Annotated in this window: 2 protein-coding genes; both read right to left on the minus strand. The window is 71.6% G+C overall.

The features are described 5' to 3' along the window. Window positions 1-30: 30 nt before the first annotated feature. Window positions 31-2,136, minus strand: a complete 2,106-nt coding sequence (locus AB0J68_RS29895) for a PQQ-dependent sugar dehydrogenase (protein WP_363941947.1) — start codon at window positions 2,134-2,136, stop codon at window positions 31-33. Between the two features lie 20 nt (window positions 2,137-2,156). Then, on the minus strand, window positions 2,157-3,131 hold the full coding sequence (locus AB0J68_RS29900) for a sugar phosphate isomerase/epimerase (RefSeq protein WP_363941949.1): 975 nt from the start codon (window positions 3,129-3,131) through the stop codon (window positions 2,157-2,159). Window positions 3,132-3,206 lie beyond the last annotated feature (75 nt).

Raw genomic sequence — 3,206 nt, forward strand, 5'->3', positions numbered from 1 at the left:
CTCCGGCCGCCGCCGCTCGTCGTGCGTGGGTCAGCCGGCCAGGCCGGCCACCGGGGTGGGATCCAGCACGACCGTCGCCGTGGCGGTCTGCGGCGGCACACCGGGCTCCGTCGGCGCGTCGGTGTACTCGGCGACGAAGACCGCGGTGAGATTGTCCGCGCCGCTGTGCCCACCATCCACGAAGGTGGGGATCGTCCCGGAGCACCCCGTCGCCGTGGAGAGCGGGTGCCCGTGCTGGTCGTGCCCGAGCACGTAGGTGACCTTCACCCGGGAGCAGTCCACCGGCAGGTCGTCGGTGACCTTCACCTCGTACGCGACGGTCTGCCCGAACTGGAACGGCTGCCCGGCCACCGGGGCGACGAACTCGATGATCGGCGCGGTCGGTCCGACCAGCAGCGGCAGGGTCGCCGAGGCGGACCGCCCGGTGCGGTCGGTCACCTTCAGCGTCGGCGTGTACGAGCCGTTCTCCTGGAACGTCCAGGTCGGGTTGGCGTCGGTGCTGTCCACCGAGCCGTCCGCGTTGAAGTCCCACGCGTAGCTCAGCTTGTCACCGTCCGGGTCGGTGGTGCCGGCGCTGGAGAACGCGACGGTCAGCGGGGCCTGCCCGACGGTCGGGGTACCGCTGATCTTCGGGATCGGCGTCCGGTTGCCGCGGACGAAGTCGATCCGGGACAGCTGGGCGTCCGGGTTCTCGGCGAAGTAGCCGTCCCCGTACTCCAGCACGTAGAGCGCGCCGTCCGGACCGAACTCCATGTCCATCGGGTTGTCCACCACCAGCGACGGCGCCACCGGCCGGATGTCCTGCACGTCCCCGTCGGAGTCGAGGCGGAACTCCTTGATGTAGTCCCGGGTCCACTCGTAGAACAGCGGCACCCCGTCGTAGTAGGCCGGCCACCGGGTACGCGACGTGCTGGTCCCGTCGTAGTCGTACGCTGGGCCGCCCATCGGGGCGATGCCGCCGGTGCCCAGCTGCGGGAACTCGGCCGAGGCGGCGGCCGCGTACCAGACCTGCGGGGCCTGGACCGGCGGCAGTTGCCGCTTGCCGGTGTTGTGCGGTGAGTCGTTGACCGGTCGCTTGCAGTTGAACTTCGGACCGGACTCGCCGGTGGCGAAGTCGTAGTCGCGGTAGGCGATCGTCGGCGTCACGCAGTACGGCCAGCCGTAGTTCGCCGGCTTGTCGATCAGCATCCACCGGCCGTGTCCGGCCGGCCCGCGCGCCGGGTTCGCGGTGGAGGCGTCGGGGGAGTAGTCGCCCAGGTACACGTTGTCCGTACGCCGGTCGACGGCGAACCGGAACGCGTTGCGCAGCCCCATCGCGTAGATCTCCGGGCGGGTCTGCGCCGTGCCCGGCTTGAACAGGTTGCCGGCCGGCACCGTGTAACCGCCACCGGCCTTCACCTTGATGCGCAGCAGCTTGCCGCGCAGGTCGTTGGTGTTGGCCGCGGTGCGCTGGGCGTCGTACGCCGGGTTGCGGTCGGCCCGCTCGTCGATCGGGACGTAGCCGTCGGAGGCGAACGGGTTGGTGTCGTCACCGGTCGACAGGTACAGGTTGCCCTTGCTGTCGAAGTCGATCTGGCCGCCGACGTGGCAGCAGATGCCCCGATCGGTCGGCACGTCGATGATCTGCTGCTCGCTGGCGAGGTTCAGCTTCATCCCGTCCAGCTTGAACCGGGACAGCCGCAGCGCGCCCCGGAACCGCTGCCAGTCGGCCTCGGTGCCGACCGCCGGCGCGTCCCCCTCGTTGACGTCGGGGGTCGCCGGGTCGTCCACCGGCGTGTCCAGCGGCGGCGAGTAGTAGAGGTACACCCACTTGTTCTGGGCGAAGTTCGGGTCGATGGCGACGCCCTGCAACCCCTCCTCGTCGTGCTCGTAAACCGGGATGTCGGCGGCGATGGTGTTCAGCCCGGTGCGCGGGTCATGGATGCGGACCTCGCCGGTCCGGGAGGTGTGCAGCACCCGCAGGTCGGGCAGGACGGCGAGGCTCATCGGCTCGCCGGGGAAGTCGTTGAGCGTCACCTTCTGGAAGCTGCTGTCCGGCGGCGGGGCCGCCGGCGCGGCGGCTGCCGCCGTCGTCGGCGCGACCAGGCCGGCCGACACCAGGAGCAGGGCGGACAGGAAAGCGGTCCGGTTCATCATCAGGTAGTCCCCCGAGGTGGTCAGTACCGGAGTGCGGTGAGGTAGTCGAAGCCGACCCGGGCGGTGTCAAGGGCGTCGGCGGGGGCGCGCGGCGGGGTGCCCGCGTCGTCGCGCTCCACGATGTACTCCTCGATGCCCGCCTCCCGCTCGTGGTCGAAGATCCGGCCGAAGTCGATGACGCCGTCGCCCAGGTCCGCGAAGCCGCCCTCGACGTCCAGGTCCTTGACGTGCACCTGGCGGATCCGGCCGCGGTTGGCCCGGATCACGTCGACCGGGTCGTGTGCGCCCCGCCAGGTCCAGTACAGGTCGAGTTCGAAGTGGACCAGCCGGGGATCGGTCTGCCCGGTGAGGATCTCGAAGCCGGTCGAGCCGTCGGTCAGCGGCACGAACTCCAACTGGTGGTTGTGGTAGCCGAAATCGAGCCCGGCGCGCTCGGCCAGCCGGCCCGCCTGGTTGAGATCCCGGGCCAGGGCACGGTAGACGGCGGGGTCCCGGTACGGACGCCCCTGGGCGTCCCGACCGAAGTACGGGTGGACGATCTTCTTGCAGCCCACCGTGTTGGCGTCCGCGAGGGCACGTTCCCAGGTGGCGGCGTCGAACGGCTGCGGGATGCCGGTGTGCCCGGACGTGGCGCGCAGCCCGGCCGCGTCGAGCGCGGCCCGGAACTCCGCCGCCGTACGCCCCACGAAGCCGGCGTGCTCCACCCGCCGGTAACCGATGCGCCGCAGGGCGGTCAGGGTGCCCGGCAGGTCGGCGGCGAGCTGGTCGCGCACCGTGTAGAGCTGGATGCTGATGCGGTCCACCGGCACCCGACGCCGGCCGTGGGACTGGCCCCGGGCGGCGGTGTCGCCTGCGGGCGCGGCGTTCGCCGGCCCGGCGAGGAGCCCGGCGGCGCCGACGGCGGCGGCGGAGACGGTCGCGGCGCGCAGCAGTCCGCGCCGACTGACCGACTCGGAGGTCGCTGTCGGCTCCGAGCGGTTGGTCTGGTGATCCATGGTGGTGGTCCCTTCCTGACGGCTGGTGTGCCGTCGGCAGCTGTCGACCGGCTGCCTTTGCCGGGGCGCGCCGAA

The organism is Micromonospora sp. NPDC049580, assembly GCF_040675595.1.
Taxonomy (GTDB): Bacteria; Actinomycetota; Actinomycetes; order Mycobacteriales; family Micromonosporaceae; genus Micromonospora.

What these genes read in the sequence shown, in the direction of transcription:
- AB0J68_RS29900 (WP_363941949.1), bottom strand. Translation starts at nt 3,131, where the DNA reads ATGGATCACCAGACCAACCGCTCGGAGCCGACAGCGACCTCCGAGTCG.
- AB0J68_RS29895 (WP_363941947.1), bottom strand. Translation starts at nt 2,136, where the DNA reads ATGATGAACCGGACCGCTTTCCTGTCCGCCCTGCTCCTGGTGTCGGCC.